The sequence below is a fragment of the Micromonospora carbonacea genome, from assembly GCF_014205165.1.
Classification (GTDB): domain Bacteria; phylum Actinomycetota; class Actinomycetes; order Mycobacteriales; family Micromonosporaceae; genus Micromonospora; species Micromonospora carbonacea.
In genome coordinates this window covers 7,419,759-7,435,518 of record NZ_JACHMZ010000001.1, presented here as the reverse complement: position 1 = coordinate 7,435,518, position 15,760 = coordinate 7,419,759, and the positions used below count along the sequence as shown (strand labels likewise).

Here is a 15,760-nt window from a genome sequence, read left to right as displayed (position 1 = left end):
CGACCAGCCGCCCGTGTACCTGCTGCATGGGCTGCTGGGCACCGGTTACGGACACTTCAGCGGGCAGATCCGCGCCTGGGAGGGGCGGTACCGGGTGGTGCCGGTCGACCTTCCCGGGCACGGCCGGTGCCGCCTCGACGCGGACCCCGACTATCTGGACACCGCGCTGGACTACGTCACGAGCGTCATCGAGCGGTTCGGCGCACCCGCACGGCTGGTCGCCGCGTCGTACCTCGGCGGGCCGCTGGCCGTGCGGTGCGCAACCGCCCGGCCGGACCTGGTCGAGTCGCTTGTCCTCACCGGCTTCGCGCCCGGCCTGCGGCGGGACGTCTTCGTCACCCTGCTGGCCGGGTTCGGCCCGTTGGTGGACAGGGACCCCGCACTGGTCGCCGAGTACGACCGCCTGCACGGCGCACGGTGGCGGGCGACGCTGGCCGCCTTCACCGCCCACGTCGAGCGGGCGTACGAGGAGACCGCGCTCGTCCGCCCGGAGGCGCTGGCCGCGCTCGACACCGACACCCTGCTGATCAACGGAACGCTCAAGTCGGTGGAGCTGGCGGCCGCTCGCGACGCGGGCCGGTTCGGACCACGGGTGCACGGACATGTCATCGACGGCGCAGGACACATCGCCAGTCACGACGCGCCGGACGAGTTCAACAGCGCCGTCGAGGCGTTCTGGCGAAAGGAGCCGCGGCAGTGAGCGATGACCTGCGAGCCCAGCTCACCCACCTCGTACAGGAGGAGGACCCCCATCGCACCCTCGACTCGCTGGAGTCGGTGGTCATCCGGACGTACCTGACGAACCAAGGCTACGGCACGCCTGCCGAGGACGGGCCGCTGACCATCGAGGGGTGGGTGGCATGGGTCGAGCAGCATTCCACCGTTTCCTGACCGCGCCGTCCGCCACCGGCGGCGTGCGCTGGGGTGGCGAGCACGCGACGTGGCGGGACCTGGCGGCCCACCGGGTCGCCGAGGTGCGACCGGGCGGGGCGTACCTGGTCGATCCGTCCGTCGGCCTGGCCTCGGTGGCGGCGCTGCTCGCGGTGGCGTCCGTCCCGGACACCACCCTGCTGTGGGCCACGCCCGACAGCGTCGGCGCCGAAGGCCGTCGCATCGCTCCCGGCCTGCACCACATCGGCTCGCCCCTGCCGAGCCCCACCGACCGCCCGCTCTGGGGGGTCGCCACCTCCGGCAGCTCCGGGACGGCGAAGATCGCCATCGGTCACGCCGACGCCTGGGAGCTCGTCGCCCTGCACTACGAGCGGGCGATGTTCCAGCCCGCGTTCGACGGGCGCACCCCGCAGGTCCTCGCCACCTGCCTGCCGCTGCAGTTCTCGGCGGCGTTCTTCATGGTCATCCTGCCCGGTCTGTTCCTACAGCGCGACGTGGTCGTCTTCCCGCCGCACGACTGGGCGTCGGTGGCGCAGGCGGCGCGGGACGCCTTCGTGCTGAGCGTGCCGGCGGTGACCGCCGCGGCCTGCGTCGGCACCGCGGCCCCCGTCGACATGCGGCACGTGAGCCTCTTCCTCGGCGGCGGCCACGTCACCAAGACCCGGGTCGACCTGATCCGGGACCGGTTCCGGGGGGTCTCGCTGGCCAACCTGTACGGGACGGCCGAGACCGGGGCCATCGCCGTGGACCACGACCCCGGCCACAACCAGCACGTCGGCCAGCCCATCCCCGGCAAGACCGTGTGGATCGACCAGCCGGACGAGCGCGGGGTGGGCCGGGTCGCGGTGGCCGGGCCCGACTGCTGCCGCTACCTGTGGCGGCCCGGTCAGTCGCCGCAGGCCACCGGCGACCACGTCGCGAGCACGGACTACGGGCGGCTCGACGCCGCCGGCAACCTGTGCCTGGAGGGTCGGGTCGACGGCGGCGAGAAGCTGCGCGGGGTGCTCGTCTATCCCCGGGCGATCGAGCGGCACCTGTTGGTCCTGCCTGGGGTGTCGGACGCGCGGGTGCTGGTCGAGCGCCGGGACTCCGGCCTGGAACGGCTCGTCGCCCGGATCGTGGGCGACGTCGACCCGGCCGCCGTCCACGAACACTGTCGCAGCCTCGCCGAGCTGGAACGGCCGGCCGACGTGCAGGTCTTCTCCGAGCAGGCGGCGGGTGCCGCGTACAACGCGCACGGGAAGTTGCGATGATGACACCTGACTCGCGGCGGTTGCGCATCCGGCCGGACGCGTTCTTCGTCCGGCGGCCCGACGGGGTGCGGCTGAGCAACAACGCCGGCTCGTTCACGATCCGCGGCGGCGGGGCGTACCGGCTCGTCGCCGCCGTCTTCGGCAACCTCGACGGCGAACGTACGCTGGACGACCTGGTCTGCGGGCTGCCCGACGTGGCCCGCCGCTCGGTGCTGGAGCTGGTCGCCACCCTGGACGCCAACGGTTTCCTGGGCGAGGTGCGGCACCCGACGGAGCCGGTGCCGGACCGGCTCCGCCAGCTCTACCCGGCCCAGCTGGACTTCCTGGACCTGCACGCGGACCGGCCGGTGGCGCAATTCCACCGGGCCCGGTCGGCACCGCTGCTCGTGGCCGGCCGGGGCGTCGCCCTCACCGCGCTGCTCGGCGCGCTGACCGATTTCGGGCTGGCCCGCCTGCACCTCGTGGTGACCAAGTCGGACGACGAGCGGGTCGCCGAGGTTCTCGCCGCGGCCGAGAGCCGGGACGCCCAGGTGCGGTACGACCTCCACCACGTGGACCAGATCCAGCCGGCGGAGCTGGTCGACCGGGCCGCGCGGCTGGACGCGCCGCTGGTGCTGCTGGCCGACGAGGCGGACGGCGACGATCCGACGGTGGTGTCCCACCTCGCCACGGCCCAGGCCCGGCTGCGCGACGAGGGTCGGCTCCTGTCGGTCCTCGGCCGGTGCGGCGACTTCACGGTGGCCCTGCCCGGCGGCGCGGACGGCTGTTGGGGTTGTCTGCACCGGTGGACGGCGGCGCGGGCGGCGGCGACCACCGCTGACCCGTTGCCGCTGGCGGCGGCCCCCGCCGCGATCGCCGCCCTGCACCTGGCGCAACACGCCTTCACGGTGCTGGCAGGGGTGCCGCAGCCCGCGTTCGCGCGGATCACGACCGTCGAACCGGTCGCCCCGGTGGTGCGCTCGCACCAGCCGCGCCGGCACCCGCGCTGCCCGTCGCACGGGCCGGCCGCGACATCGCCGCGCGCCGCATCCCGGTCCCGGCCGGAGCCCTCGGGCGACGAGAACGACCTCGTCCGTCCCGACGTGCCGGCCCCCGAGGACACGGCCGACGTCCTCGCCGTCGCGGACCGGATCGTCACCGCCTGCGCCGGCTGGACCGACCCCGTCGTCGGGCCGGTCCTGGCCCTCGGCGAGGAGGACCTCGACCAGGTGCCGCTGGCGGGGAGCGCGTGCCGGATCGCCCGACCCGACAGCAGCGTCCGGACGCCCCGCGTCACCCGCATCGTCTGCCGCGCGGTGTCCCCCCGCGAGGCCCGCAACCAGGTCGTCCTGGCGGTCTGGGAGGAACTAGCCCGGGAACTGGCCGGCCCCGCCGGGCTGCTCGCCGACGGCTGGCGGGTCGGCGCGGGCTGGTCCCGGGCGGAGGCCCGCTACCGGGCCCGGCTCGCCGTCGCGGAGGCCGCCCGGCCCGAGGCGGTGCGGGGCCGGGCCCCGGCCGCCGTGGCGGAGGCCGCCCCGCCCGGGGTGCCGCCGGGCCGCGCCCTGCCCGCCGTCGACGAGGCGCCGGGGCCGGTGGGCACGTTCCTCGCCGACGAACTCGCCACCCGCGGCCCGTGGCGGATCACCGCCGTGACCGACGACGTGACGGGGTTCGTCCGAGTCGTGCTCGACACCCCGACAGGGACCGTCACCGGCCTGGGCCTGACCGTCGGTCACGCCCGGGACAACGCCCTGCTGCGGGCGGTCGCGGACGACCTCGTGCCCGCCGTGGACGGCGGGCCGGTCCGGGCCGCCCAGCTGGCCCCGCCGGTGCGTACCTGGTCGGAGGCCCTGGCCCGGCTCGACCGGCGGGCCCGGTGGTCGCCGGGCCTCGATCTGGGTCACCTTCTGGGCTTCCTCGACGACCAGGCGTACGTGGTGGCCGTGCCGGGGGTGCCGGCATGACGACGACGGTGCCGTCGGTGGACGTGGTCGGGGCTGGTCTGCTGGCCCGGCACCTCGCCGCGCGGCTGAACCGGCCGGCCGACCCGGGCGCCGGGGTACGCGTCCTGGTCGCCGAGCTCGACGCCGTCGACAGCCACCACGACACGATGGTGGAATGCGTCGGGCTCGGCCAGTCCCTGCTGTTCGTCGGCACGTGGCGCGCCCTGGTGTACGTCGGTCCGATGTGGACGCCGAGCCGGGCCGGCTGCCCCCGCTGCCTGGTGAGCCGCGTGGCGAACTCGCCGTTCGGGCCGGACCTGGACGGCGACGCGATGCCGGACTCGTCGGGCCGGGACACCCGAACGTGGTCGCTGCGCCCGGCCGCCATGGGGATGGTCGAACGCTACGCGCAGGCCGCCCTGGACGGCGTCCTGCTGGACCCCGGGCGGGTGCTCGTGCTGGACACCGAGGTCGGCACGGCCGAGCCCCAGGTCCTGCTGCCCGACTCGACCTGCGCCGGCTGCGGCCGGCCGGCGACGACCACCGTGCCCTCGTTCGCCCCGGTCGACACCGCCCTGCCCAAGCTGACGCCGACGACCCTGCGCACCCGACAACTGGACCCCGCGACCCTCGGCACCGACTACCTGTTCTCCGGGCTCGGGCTGTTCAAGGAGCTCCGGCAGGACCTGCAGAGCCCGTACGGGGCATGTTCCGTCGAGCTGTCCACCCGCTGGGGACGGCGGGAGCCGGCCATCGGCCGGGCCCGCAGCTACGCCGACAGCCGGAGCATCGCCGTGCTGGAGGGCCTGGAACGCTACGCCGGCCTGCACCGGGGCGGCCGGCGGGCCCCGGTGCGCGCGGCGTACGCCGACGTGGCGGACCGGGCCCTGTACCCGCCCCGCCTCGGCACCCACCCCGCGAGCTCGTACGCCCGGGAGGACTTCCGCTACCGGGCCTTCGACCCGCGCACCGTCGTCGACTGGGTGTGGGCGTACTCGTTCCGGACGGGCCACCGGGTCCTGGTGCCCGAGCGGTCCGCGTTCTGGGGGCCGCGGCACGACCAGGAGGTGTCGTTCTGCTACGACACGTCTAACGGGTGCGCCCTCGGCAACTCGGTCGAGGAGGCCATCCTGCACGGCCTGCGCGAGGTGGCCGAGCGCGATTCGTTCCTGCTCACCTGGTACCGGCGGCTGGCCCTGCCGGAGGTCGCGCTGCCCACCGACGGCGAGCTGGGCGCGCTGCTGCGCAAGGCCCGGCTCTTCACCGGCTTCGACGTCCGCTGCTTCCAGTCGACGATGGAATACCAACTGCCGACGTTCTGGCTGGTGGCGTGCCGGGCTCGGCCGGGCGACGGGCCGGCCGTGCTCGCCGGCTCCGGGGCCCACCCGGATCCACGGCAGGCGGTCACCGGTGGGCTCCACGAACTCATCGGCAGCATCCTGGCCACCCGGCACAGCTATCCACGACGGCGGCCGGAGGCGTTGCGGATGCTGGACGACCCCACGCTGATCCGCCGGATGGAGGACCACTCCCTGGTGGGCGCGCTGCCCGAGGCGCGCGACCGCTACGCGTTCCTGCTCGACGCCGCCCGGCCGACCGTCGCGCTGGACGAGATCCCGGGCACCCTCGCCGAACACGACCCGGACATCCGGGGCGATCTGCACCGGGCCGTCGGCGACCTGCTGGCCGTCGGGCTCGACGTGCTGGTCGTCGACCAGACGATGCCCGAGCTGGCCCGCAACGGTCTGCACTGCACCCGGGTGATCGTACCCGGCCTGGTGCCGATGACGTTCGGCCACCTCAACCGGCGCACCGAGGGGCTGCCACGCCTCACCGCCGGGGCGGGCCTGCCGTACCGCAGTCAACTGGCCGCCGAGGAGGAGGTGGGCGTTGTCCCGCACCCCTTCCCCTGAGCGGATCCCGGAGCACCTGCGGCGGCTGCGGGAGGACCCGCAGTCGGTCAACCCGCCCGACTGGCGGGTGGACTATGCGGACGGGCCGTGGCCGGTGAAGGTGCACCAGGGCGGGACCCGGGTGGCACCGGAGGGACCGCTGGCCCGGGTGCTGCGCGGGTCGGTCGCGGTCACCGCCGTCCGGGGCACGCGGGCGACCCTGCGGCGCGCGGTGCCCTCCGGCGGCGCGATGCATCCCACCGAGGTGTACGTCGTGTGCGCCCGCACGGAACGGCTCTGGCACGTCGATCCGTACCGGATGGAGTTGCTCGCGATGTCGGCGGACCGGCCGGGCCGCCTGGTGCGCGCGGGCCTGCGCCTGTCGCCCGGGGCCGCCCTGCCGCCCGTCGTGCTGGTCCTGACCAGCCGGTTCTGGAAGAACTTCTACAAGTACGGCGACTTCTCGTTCCGCCTCGGGGCCGTGGACGCCGGCGTGGTGCTCGGACGCGTGCTGCGGCTGGCCGAGGCGGAGTTCGGGACGGCGTGGGTCCGCACCGACTTCGTCGACGACGCGCTCAACGCCGCGCTGGGGCTGGACGGCCGGGACGAGAGCGGCTATGCCGTCGTCGGCTGTGGCCACCCGGAGGAGGCCGGCGGGAGCGGGGTGTCCGCGGCGTCCGGGCCGATGCCGAGCGAGGCGCCCAGGCTGCGGGAGCGGTCCCGGCGGGTCAAGCGGTCCCCCGTCTTCGACCTCGTCCAGGCAAGTGCCCACGTGGTCCAGGCAGGCACCCAGGTGCCGCCGTCGGGTCCGGCGCGGGCCCCGGCGGCTCCCGACGCGCCGCCGGGGGTGACCCGTGCCGGGGCGGTGGCACTGCCGCCTTCGGTGCCGGTGGACCTCAACGACCCCCGGGTGATCGTGCGCCGCCGCTCCGGCGGCCGGGCGTTCACCGGCCGGCCGGCCGAGCTGGCGCAACTGTCCACCGTGCTGCGCCACGCCGACGCGGCGGGGACGCTGCTGCGGGACCGCGCCGATCCGACGGTGCCGCGGGTGCGGCTGTTCGTGGCGGCGCACCGGGTGCGGGGCGTGCCGACCGGTTGGTACGAGCACCTCGGCGACCTGCTCGCGCCGGTCGGCCGGGGGCTCGACCCCCAGCTCGGCCCCCGCCTCCAGGACGCCCTGTTCGGCAGCGGCGTGAACGCCGAGCTGGCCGCCTTCACCGTGCACGTCGTCGCCTCTCCGGCGCAGGGGTGCCGGTCGGCCCGGCACTACCGCACGCAGCAGTTGGCGGTGGGCGTGGCGATGGAGGCGACCGTCCTCGCCGCGACGGCCGTGGACCTGGGTAACCACCCGTTCCTTGGCTTCGACGCGCCTGCGGTCGACGCCGCGTACGGCCTGGACGGGCAGGACGACGGCGCGCAAGCACAGATCTGCGTCGGTGCCGTACGTGCCGACGACGAGTGGGAGGTGGCGGTGAGGCCCCGATGACCGGTGACTTCAGCCCGTACATGCTGTTCCGGCGGGGCACGTTGGGCCTGCCCGCGCTGCGGGGCCTGGTGCCGGAGCGGTTCTGGGCGCTGCGGGACGAGGTGGAGGAGGCGGCCCGGCGGCGGGCTCCGCTGCGCGAGAAGCTGGCCGACGCGTTGTACGCCGCCGTCCCGCTCAGCGCCACCGAGCACCGCCGGGAGCTGCTGGCGATCCGCCGGGCGGTGCACAACGACCGCACGCCGCCACCGCCGTCCCGCCCCGACCTGCTGCCCGGGCCGGTGCGCGGCCTGCTCGACGAGTGGTGCGCCGAACGCGCCACCGCCGACGCGCTGGCGGCCACGGTCGACGAGGTGCTGGCCACGGAACTGGCCGAGGGGCGGCACGCGCTCGCCGAGGTCGCCCGGGGCGAGGACTTCCAACGCGGGGTGCAGCTGTCCGGCGAGGACGTCTACCGGGAGGTAATGGCCTACGCGTCGAACCCGTTGGAGGCCAGGCGCAAGGCCAGCCGGACGCGCCGGGCCGAGAGCACGGTGACCAGTTTTGCCTACCGGGTCGCGCTGAAGCCCTCGCCGTTCGGCGCGTTCACCGAGATCGGGGCCGGGCCGTGGCAGGCGGGGGGCCCGACGGCCAGCCGGCGCACCCAGGTCCGGCTCAGCGTCGGGCTGGTCATGTGGATGCTGCACCAGCTGCACCGCATCGACGGGGCGGACGACCTGCTCCGGGTCCGGCTGAACAACTCGCTGTCGGTCCGCGACGGTCAGGCGGTCTTCGTCCGCCGCCCCATCGAGGGGTCCGAGGACGGGTTCGAGCCGGACAAGGTGGTCGTGGCCCGGCACACCGACCTGGTGCGCGCCCTGACGGCGGCCCTCGGCGCGGGCGACCTGACCGTCACCGAGCTGTGCGGACGGCTGGTGGTGGCGGGGCTGCCGGAGGCGTCCGCTCGGGACACCGTGGAAAAGCTGATCCGGCTGGGGCTGTGCCACCGCGGGCTCGGGCTGCCGGACCAGACCACCGACCTGGCGGGCGAGGCGGCCGTCCGGCTGCGCGGCCTCGGCACCCCGCAGGCGCTGACCTGCGCCGAGCTACTCGAACGTCTGCGGGCGATCGAGCGGACGTACGGTGCCGCGGGTGCCCGGCGGCGCACCGACCTGCTCGCCCAGCTCAGGGCGCTGGTGCACCGCTTCGCCGAGGTGTGCGGCGGCCCGCCCCCCGCGCCGGAGGCGATGCGAGCGGCGCTCTACGAGGACGTCGGCACCACCGGCCGGCCCGGCACCTGGCGGCCGCAGGTGCTCGCCGCCAACCGCGACAACCTGGACCTGTTGCAGCGGCTGGTGCCCGTCCTGGACGACGCCACCATCGAGAAGGTGGGCCTGTACGGGTTCTTCGTCCGCCAGTTCGGGGCCACCGCGCAGGTGCCCCTTGTCGAGGTGTACCGGAGGTTCGCCGAGCTGCCGCCGGCCGAGGCCAGTGCGGTGATGTGCGGCGTCGCCGATCCCACCGCCGAGACGGTGCACGGGTTGCGCGAGGACTTCTTCGGCCTGTTGCGGTCCCGGTTGGCCGCGGAGCCGGCCGCCGAGCAGCTGGTCCTGGATCCGGCCGAGCTCACCGCGTTCGTGGACCGGCTGCCGCCCGCCGTGGCGCCGTGGCCCTCGGCGGCGTACCGGGTGCAGTTCGACGCCGGGAGCGGCACCGCCGTCGTCAACGGCATGACCACCGGACGCGGGGTGTTCTTCTCCCGCTTCTGCGACCTCCTGGAACCCGAGGACGGCGACGGCTGGAGCCTGGCGGCGGCGCTGCGCCGGCACATCGCCCGCACCGGCCCCCGGCAGACCGACGTCACGGTGGTGCTGGGCCTGAACTTCAACCTGCATCCCCGGTTGAGCCCGCTGGAGCTGGTGTACCCGGGGTCGGTGCCGGCGCCCGACGCCCCCGCGCCGCTGACCCTGGCCGACCTCACCGTGCGGGCCGACCCGCAGGGGCACCGCCTGGCGCTGGTCTCCGGGCGGGACGGGCAGCCGATCGACCTGGTGCCGTTGAACTTCCTCTACCCGGCGGCGGCACCGATGCTCTACCGTTTCCTGTGCGTCTTCGCGCCGACCCGCACCTACCGGGGCGGGCTGTGGGACCAGCTGGACCGCGCCGACGGGCCGTACGTGGGGCCGCGCCCCCGGCTGCTCCTCGGCGACCTCGTGCTTAACCGCCGGTCGTGGCGGTTCGACGTCCACGACCTGCCGGACCTGGCGCGGCTGGAGCGGTACGAGGCACAGGGGCTGGCCGACTTCGACGGCTGGCGGCGGTCCGTCGGCCTGCCTCGGCAGGTGTTCTTCCGGCTGGTGCCACCGCGGGCGGTGCCGCACGGCGAGCGGGACCTGCTGGCCGAGACCCGGCAGTGGGCGCTGGAGGCGCGCAGCGCCCGCCTGCACAAGCCGCACTACCTGGACACGCGCAACCCCTTCCTGACCCACGTGTTCGCGAAGCAGGCGAGGGCGCTGCGGGGCGGATCCGTGGCGTTGCAGGAGTGCCTGCCCGGGGCGGCGGACCAGGACGGGGCGACCGGAGCCGAGGAGTTCTTCGTGGAGTTCAACCGGGGGGTGACCGATGTCGGGTGACGTCTGGCGCAGTGTGCACGTCCACCGGCTGGACGGGCAGGACGTGTTCCTCACCGAGGGGTTGGGCCCGGCGCTGGCCGACCTGCGGGCGCAGCGCCGCGTCCGTCGAGCGTTCTTCCTGCGGTACTGGGAGGGCGGCCACCACGTCCGGATACGGGTCCGGTGCGCGCCGGTGGACGCCGACGCCGTCGTGGCGGACCTGTCCGGGGCGCTGACGCGGTACCTGCGCGCACATCCGGAGGAGCACTCGTTCGACCTGGACGAGTTCGCGCGCACGGCACAGCCCACGATGGCCGCCCTGGAGGGCGTCGCGCCGGGCGGCACGTACCCGCCGGGCACGGTCCGGGAGGCGCCGTACGTCCCCGAGCTCGACAAGTACGGCGGGCCGGCCGGGGTGGCCGTCGCCGAGGAGTTCTTCGACCGCAGCGCCGCGCTGGTGCTGGACGCTCTGCGTCGGGTCATCGAGCGGCCCGGCCGCCGCCTGGGCCTGGGATTCACGATGATGCTGCGCGGACTCGACGCGGCGGGGCTGTCTCCGGCGGAGGCGGCCGCGTTCCTGCGCCACTACTGCCTCATGTGGTCGCCCTACATCTTCGACGAGTTCCTCGACACCTGGCCGCGGCTGCTGGCGGAACGCCGGGAGCCGGTGGCCGCCCAGACCAGGCGGCTGCTCGCCGCGCGCCCGCTGGCCGACGGCTACAGCTCGGCCGTACGGGCGGCCGTCGCCGCGGCGGACGCTGATCCGACGGTGCTGCCGGCGGTGACGTTGGCCGGCCCGGACGCGGACCCGGCGCGCCGCCGCCGGGTGCTGCTGGTCAGCTATCTGCACACCCACAACAACCGGCTCGGTCTGGCCCCGGAGCAGGAGGCGTTCCTGGGGTTCCTGGGGCACCACGTGCTCGCGGAGTGGGCGGGCACCGCCCCGGAGGAGGACCTGCTCCAGCAGACCCGCGCCGAACGGGCGCAGCGCCTCGGCGCCCTGATGCACACCGCTTCCTGACCGACCCCACGCCGGAGGATGACCATGGACGTGACCGCCACCCCGTACCCGTTCGCCCGCACCGAGCCCTTCCTGGAGCCCCCGCAGTGGGGTTGGATCCGTGAGCACTCCCCGGTGACCCGGGTGAAGTTGGCCAGCGGCGACCCGGCCTGGCTGGTCACCCGGTACGAGGACGTCCGCGCCGCCCTGGTCGACTCCCGGTTCAGCCGGTCCATCGACCAGGCGGGCGCGTCCCGGGTCGACACGGGCTACCAGGCCGACCGGTCGGGCCCCGCGTTCACCTTTGGGTCCTCGATCTCGGAGCCGCCGGGGCACACCCGCTGGCGGCGGATCGTGGCGAAGGCGTTCACCCAACGGCAGGCGGACGCCATGCGGCCCCGGATCGCCGCGCACGTCGAGGAGATCCTGGACGGGATCGTCGCGCGGGGCGGCGAGTTCGACCTGATGGCGGACTTCGCCTACGAGCTACCCATCCGGGTGATGAGCGACCTGCTCGGCGTCGAGGTCGAGAACCGGCCCGAGTTCGTCGCGCTCGCGGCCAAGCTCACCCGCCGGGACATGCAGTCGTCGTTCGCCGAGTTCGGCGAGGCGATGGGCGGCATCGGCCGGTACGCGGCCCTGCTCATCTCGCGCAAGCGCCGCGACCTGGGTGAGGACCTGCTGAGCCGGCTCATCACCCTGCGCGACGAGGACGAGTCCCAGCTGTCCACGGAGGAGCTGATCTCGACCGTGATCCTGCTGCTCATGGCCGGGTACGAGAGCACGGCCGTGCAGCTGGGCAACGCGTTCTTCGCGCTGTTCCTCAATCCCACCCAGCTCACCCTGCTGCGGGAGCGCCCCGAGCTGATCGGCAACGGGGTGGAGGAACTGCTGCGGTGGGCGCAGATGGGCACCGGGTTCGCGGTGGCGAAGCACGCCACCGCCGACATCGAGGTAGGTGGGACGACGATCCCGGCCGGCGCCACGGTCTTCGTCTCGCTCGGCTCGGGCAACCGCGACACGTCCGTCTTCGGCGTGGACGCCGACGTGCTGGACCTCACCCGGCCGTCGGCGGCCAACCAGCTCGCCTTCAGCCACGGCCCGCACTACTGCCTCGGCGCCGCGCTCGCCCGGTGCGAGATGCAGGAGTCGATCTCCCGGGTGCTGGCGCGCTTTCCGCAGCTCCGCCCCGCCGAGGACCTCTCCGACGTGGTCCTGGCGAGCAACCTGTTCACCTACTACCCGCGCGGGCTGCGGGTGACGGCCGCCGGGGACGGGCGATGAGCGCCGGCCCGCTGGCCGTCGGCACGCTCCCGACGGGGCTGGTCTGGGACGCCGGCCGGGGGCGGCTGAAGGTACGGGACCCGGGGCTGGCCGAGATCGTGCTCCGCGACCCGCACATCATCACGGGTGTCGACCACGGGAAGTCCGGCAGGGCGGGGGAGCTGCCCCCGCCCGGTCAGGCTCCGACGATCACGCAGTTCTTCGAGATGTGGTACACGGTCGGCGAGCACTACCCGGTGTTCAACAGCGAGCTGCGCAAGGCGTTCACTCCCCGGACGGTGCAGGCGTTCGGGGCGGCGTTCCGGGCCGAGGCGGACCGGCTCGTGGTCGGCATGCCGTCCCGGGGCGACCTGGCCCGCGACTACCTGTCGCCGTACCTGACGCACAGCACCTTCCTGTTGCTCGGCGTGCCGGAGCGGGAGTGGACCCGGCTGGCCAAGGTCTCCCGGCTCGTGATCCACCTGTTCAAGCAGCAGCTGCTGGGCGTCACCGAGTACGGCGAGCGGGAGCGGGCGGCCTTCGCCACCACCATGCTCTACCTCAAGCGGCTGACCGACGAGCTGCTCGCCGGCCCCGGCACGGAGCCGTTCCTGGTGGCCGCCCGCCAGCTCGCCACGGTCGACCCGGGCGGCTGGCCCATCGCCGCCCTGATCGGGCAGCTGCTGATGGCCGGGATCGAGCCGATGATCGTGGGGTCGAGCATCGCCTGCCGCGAGATCTGGTCGTCCCCCCACCTGCGGGAGTCGATCCTGCGCGAGACGGTGGACACGGGCGAACTCGCCGAGGAAATGCTGCGCCAGCACCCCCCGTTCGGCAACATCTTCCGGTTCGTCAGCGAACCGTGCGACTGCCTCGGCGTACGCCTGCCGCCCGGCACGATCGTCGCCGTGGACACGGCCGCGGTCAACCTGAGCCACCATCCGGCCGTCGACCCGGCCCGGGGCTGTCCGGTCCGGCCCAGTGAGCTGCTCACCTTCGGCAAGGGCACGCACTACTGCCTGGGCGCGCACAGCGCGCGACTCCAGGTCGCCACCGGGCTGCGTCAGCTGGTCCACGGCGTTCCCGGGCTGGAGGTGGACATCGCGGCCGTCCACATCGACACGAGCAACAACCTCAAGGAGGTACGGGCGGTCCCCTACCGGATCGGGGGCGACGGTGTCGGCTGAACCGGACCGGGGCCCGGCGGCCGTCATCACTCCGGGCAACGGCAGCGGAGGCGGGCCGGGCGACGGCGCGGGCGGTGCCCGGCCCCTGCCCGCCGGGCTGTCCTGGCGTGCCGACACGAGGCAGTGGCTGGTGCACAGCCACGACCTCGCCGATGTCGTGCTGCGGGACCCGCACGTCGGCATGGAGCTGGCCCCCGACCGGGTGCCCGTGCCGCTGCCCACCCCGGACGAGGTCCCGTCCGTGGCCCAGTTCTTCGAGTTGTGGTACCAGCGGGGCGCGAACCAGCCGGCCTTCGGCCGGCACCTGCGGCGCGCGTACGCCCCCGCCGCCGTCGCCGGCTTCGCCGCCGGATTCGCCGAGTTGGCCGAGCGCCGGGCCGCCGCGCTGTCCGGCGCGGGTGACCTCGTCACCGACTTCGTCGAGCCGTTCTGCCTGGACAGCACGTTGCTGCTGATGGGGTTCCCCCCGGACCGGTGGCCGGCGCTGGCCAAGGTCTACCGGATCGTCATGTCGGTGATCCTCGCGCGTTCGCGCGGTGTCCTGGACCTGCCGGCCCGGCAGGCGGCGGCGTTCACCACGGCGCTGCGCTACCTGCGGACGGCGGTCGACGAGCTGACCGCCGGCGCGGCGGTGACGCCGGTCGTGGCGAGCTTTCAGGCACACGCCGAGACGGAGGGGCCGAATCCGTGGGCCGACGTGGCGGCGGTGGCGCAGCTCCTAGCGGCCGGGGTGCCGCAGGTGACGACGGGCACCGCCGTGGCCTGCCGCTGCGCGTACGGCGATCCCGCGTTGCTGGCCGCGCTGCGGGAGGGCACGGCCGACACGGCGGACGTCGCCGAGGAGGCGATGCGGCTGGCGCCGCCCTTCCTCGGCGTGTACGGCTGGGTGCTGGCGGACTGCGACTGCCTCGGTGTCCCTCTGCGTCCCGGTGAGGCGGTGGTCGTCGACATCGTGGCCGTCAACCGCGACCCGAATCGGATGGCCGATCCCCTCGCCTTCTGCCCGGGTCGCAGCCGGAGCCTGAACATCACCTTCGGCAAGGGTGCCCACTACTGCCTCGGCGCGGCCAGCGCCCGGTTGCAGGTGGTGGCCGGGCTGGTCGGGCTGGTCGGCAGCCGGGGCATCCACCCGGACGTGTCGGGTTTCCGGCTGGCCGACGACGGGTTCGCCCAGACGGTGCGGGCGTTCCCGTACGGGATGGGGGGCGGCTGAGACGGCCTCGATGGGCGGCCGGGCGGCTCGATCTGGGCCGGGCAGCGGCGGCACTAGTTCGGGCCGCCCACCGACCACGGCATCGTCGCGACGTCGGCCGGGATCCGCTGCTGCGGTGCGGGCCGGTGCGGCGCGCCCTGCGTACCCTGCCAGGGCTCGACCAGGTCGGTCGTCGCCTGGTCCGCGCTGAGCATCGAGCGGTGCAGGCGGCGCAGGGCCGGCGAGGGCTCCAACCCGCGCTGGTCGGTAAGGTTGGCGCGGAGCCGCTGGTAGGTCTCCAGTGCCTCGCACCGGCGGCCGGACCGGTAGAGCGCGAGCATGAGGTGGGCCACCAGTCCCTCGTGGGTGGGGTGTTGCGAGGTGACCACGGACAGTTCCCCGATGAGCTCGTGGTGCCGGCCGAGGCGCACGTCGGCCTCGATCCGGCAGGAGAGGGCGTTGAGCCGGCCCTCGCTGAGGCGTTGCGCATAGAGCCGGAGTCGCCGGCCGGCCTGGACGTCCACGAGGGCGGGCCCCCGCCACCAGCTGAGCGCCTCGGCGAAGGCCCGGGCGGCAGCTGCGTGCTCCTGCCGCTCCCGCGCCCGGTAGCCGATGTTGGCCAGCCGTTCGAAGTGGCCGGCGTCGACGGAGTCGCGGGGCACCCGGAGCAGATAACCGGCGGGGGTCGTGACGAGGACCTGCTTGGAGTCGTCTGGCTTGTCCACCGCCGCGGCGGCACCCTGCATCAGTTTTCGCAGGCCCAGAACGTACGTCTGGATGGTGGTGCGCGCATGTCTCGGTGGCGAATCGGGCCAAAGCTCGGAGATCAGAACATCCACCGGAACCACATCATTGGCATTTACAGCTAATACGCCCAGAACCGTTCTCGGCTTGACTGCGGTGGGGACGACCGGCTGACCGTGGTGAGTCGCAGCGAGCGGGCCAAGGATTGCAATACGCACGGTCACTCCCCGAATGCAACGAACGCGGCCAGTTTCCCGCCAGCTGGAGACAACAACGCTGGCGGCACCGCCGCCCATTGTAAGCCGCAGGCGCACGTCGACAGCCGGAACATCTTGGACCGAA

12 protein-coding genes are annotated in these 15,760 nt (G+C 74.3%); 11 read left to right on the top strand and 1 reads right to left on the bottom strand.

The window, feature by feature from the left end; translation table 11 throughout:
* Window positions 1–13: 13 nt before the first annotated feature.
* The 11 genes from HDA31_RS31355 to HDA31_RS33285 are packed head-to-tail and all read left to right on the top strand — an operon-like array spanning window position 14 to window position 14,695.
* Window positions 14–700 (top strand): alpha/beta fold hydrolase, encoded by a 687-nt coding sequence (locus HDA31_RS31355; RefSeq protein ID WP_178066768.1) that lies wholly within the window; start codon window positions 14–16, stop codon window positions 698–700.
* Window positions 697–891, top strand: coding sequence for a hypothetical protein (locus HDA31_RS31350; RefSeq protein ID WP_178066769.1), 195 nt, complete (start codon window positions 697–699; stop codon window positions 889–891). The genes HDA31_RS31355 and HDA31_RS31350 overlap by 4 nt, the downstream gene beginning before the upstream one ends.
* The gene (locus tag HDA31_RS31345; RefSeq protein WP_178066770.1) at window positions 861–2,144 is read left to right on the top strand and encodes an AMP-binding protein; all 1,284 of its coding nucleotides are present in this window, start codon (window positions 861–863) and stop codon (window positions 2,142–2,144) included. The genes HDA31_RS31350 and HDA31_RS31345 overlap by 31 nt, the downstream gene beginning before the upstream one ends.
* Window positions 2,141–4,087 carry a hypothetical protein gene (locus HDA31_RS31340; protein ID WP_178066771.1) on the top strand — a complete coding sequence of 649 codons (1,947 nt, stop codon included), beginning with the start codon at window positions 2,141–2,143 and terminating at the stop codon, window positions 4,085–4,087. The genes HDA31_RS31345 and HDA31_RS31340 overlap by 4 nt, the downstream gene beginning before the upstream one ends.
* Window positions 4,084–5,979, top strand: coding sequence for a TOMM precursor leader peptide-binding protein (locus HDA31_RS31335; RefSeq protein ID WP_178066772.1), 1,896 nt, complete (start codon window positions 4,084–4,086; stop codon window positions 5,977–5,979). Before HDA31_RS31340 ends, HDA31_RS31335 begins: the two co-directional genes overlap by 4 nt.
* Complete coding sequence (locus tag HDA31_RS31330; RefSeq protein WP_178066773.1) at window positions 5,957–7,444, top strand: nitroreductase family protein; 1,488 nt, start codon at window positions 5,957–5,959, stop codon at window positions 7,442–7,444. The genes HDA31_RS31335 and HDA31_RS31330 overlap by 23 nt, the downstream gene beginning before the upstream one ends.
* Window positions 7,441–10,053, top strand: coding sequence for a lantibiotic dehydratase (locus tag HDA31_RS31325; RefSeq protein WP_178066774.1), 2,613 nt, complete (start codon window positions 7,441–7,443; stop codon window positions 10,051–10,053). Before HDA31_RS31330 ends, HDA31_RS31325 begins: the two co-directional genes overlap by 4 nt.
* Window positions 10,043–11,053, top strand: a complete 1,011-nt coding sequence (locus tag HDA31_RS31320; protein WP_178066775.1) for a lantibiotic dehydratase C-terminal domain-containing protein — start codon at window positions 10,043–10,045, stop codon at window positions 11,051–11,053. The genes HDA31_RS31325 and HDA31_RS31320 overlap by 11 nt, the downstream gene beginning before the upstream one ends.
* A 24-nt stretch (window positions 11,054–11,077) precedes the next feature.
* The gene (locus HDA31_RS31315; protein ID WP_178066776.1) at window positions 11,078–12,316 is read left to right on the top strand and encodes a cytochrome P450 family protein; all 1,239 of its coding nucleotides are present in this window, start codon (window positions 11,078–11,080) and stop codon (window positions 12,314–12,316) included.
* Complete coding sequence (locus HDA31_RS31310; protein ID WP_178066777.1) at window positions 12,313–13,482, top strand: cytochrome P450; 1,170 nt, start codon at window positions 12,313–12,315, stop codon at window positions 13,480–13,482. Before HDA31_RS31315 ends, HDA31_RS31310 begins: the two co-directional genes overlap by 4 nt.
* Window positions 13,472–14,695, top strand: coding sequence for a cytochrome P450 (locus tag HDA31_RS33285; RefSeq protein ID WP_178066778.1), 1,224 nt, complete (start codon window positions 13,472–13,474; stop codon window positions 14,693–14,695). The genes HDA31_RS31310 and HDA31_RS33285 overlap by 11 nt, the downstream gene beginning before the upstream one ends.
* Window positions 14,696–14,748: 53 nt before the next feature.
* On the opposite strand, the gene HDA31_RS31300 is transcribed toward HDA31_RS33285, so the two are convergent.
* Window positions 14,749–15,399: an AfsR/SARP family transcriptional regulator gene (locus HDA31_RS31300; protein ID WP_219824965.1), complete on the bottom strand. Its 651-nt coding sequence runs from the start codon at window positions 15,397–15,399 to the stop codon at window positions 14,749–14,751.
* Between the last annotated feature and the right edge of the window lie 361 nt (window positions 15,400–15,760).

Bases quoted from the DNA above. Each gene is read 5' to 3' on its own strand.
- HDA31_RS31325 (WP_178066774.1), top strand. From the start codon at position 7,441: ATGACCGGTGACTTCAGCCCGTACATGCTGTTCCGGCGGGGCACGTTG.
- HDA31_RS31335 (WP_178066772.1), top strand. From the start codon at position 4,084: ATGACGACGACGGTGCCGTCGGTGGACGTGGTCGGGGCTGGTCTGCTG.
- HDA31_RS31340 (WP_178066771.1), top strand. From the start codon at position 2,141: ATGATGACACCTGACTCGCGGCGGTTGCGCATCCGGCCGGACGCGTTC.
- HDA31_RS31315 (WP_178066776.1), top strand. From the start codon at position 11,078: ATGGACGTGACCGCCACCCCGTACCCGTTCGCCCGCACCGAGCCCTTC.
- HDA31_RS31345 (WP_178066770.1), top strand. From the start codon at position 861: ATGGGTCGAGCAGCATTCCACCGTTTCCTGACCGCGCCGTCCGCCACC.
- HDA31_RS31310 (WP_178066777.1), top strand. From the start codon at position 12,313: ATGAGCGCCGGCCCGCTGGCCGTCGGCACGCTCCCGACGGGGCTGGTC.
- HDA31_RS31320 (WP_178066775.1), top strand. From the start codon at position 10,043: ATGTCGGGTGACGTCTGGCGCAGTGTGCACGTCCACCGGCTGGACGGG.